This window comes from Streptomyces sp. URMC 127, assembly GCF_051386535.1.
Lineage (GTDB): Bacteria > Actinomycetota > Actinomycetes > Streptomycetales > Streptomycetaceae > Streptomyces.
Genome location: NZ_JBPQTW010000477.1, coordinates 1 through 747 on the forward strand (window position 1 = coordinate 1; position 747 = coordinate 747).

The following is a 747-nucleotide window of genomic DNA, read 5'->3' on the forward strand; positions in this document are numbered from 1 at the left end:
GGCGGCGAAGCCGGCGGGCGGGCCGGCGGCGGGGGCCCAGTGGACGGTGACACGGAGGCCTCCGGAGCCGCGGACGAGCTTGCCGATCGCGTCCGTGAGCTCCTGGCAGACGCCGGCCTCGACGGCCGGCGCGAAGGCGTCGTGCCGGCCGGTGGCCCGCTGGTGGTCGGTGGCGTCGCGGGCGGCGCAGAGCGCGCGGAGCAGCGTGGTGGTGATCAGGCGGCCGTCGTCGGGGCCGGGGGCGGTGCCCGAGCCCGCGGGGAGGAAGGTCGCGAGCTCGCGGCTTCCGGCGGCGGTGCCGGCGAGGAGGCGGTCGAGGGCTGCTTCGGCGTGCCGGCGGTGGCGGGCGCCGTGGTAGCCGGCGCGGCTGCGCGCGGCCTGGGCCGCGGCGAGGAGGAGGGCGCGGGCGCCGGAGCGCAGTTGTTCCTGGGCGGCCCAGGCGGCCGCGGGGGCGGCGGGCTCGGCGGTGTCGCGCTCCCAGTGGATCTCGTCGAGGGGGGTGCGCAGGGCGGTGAGGATGCCGGGTGCGGAGGGGGCGGTGCTGTGCCGGAGGGCGGTGAGCGCTTCGGCGATGAGGTCGGTGCTGTCGGGGTAGGCGCGGCTGCCGGGGACGAGCAGGCTGGTGCGCCCGGCGGGGCCGGGGCGGCCGCGGGTGCCGGTGGTGTCGGGGGGTGTCCAGCGGCTGTACGCGCCGGCCGCCGCGCCGGTGCGGCGCCAGCCGTGGCGGGCGAGGAGGGCCGTGAGGAC

Annotated in this window: 1 pseudogene; it reads right to left on the minus strand. The window is 80.7% G+C overall.

Annotated elements, in window-relative coordinates:
- Positions 1-747 (minus strand): annotated as a pseudogene (locus tag ACSNOH_RS34995) (hypothetical protein); the annotation flags it as partial.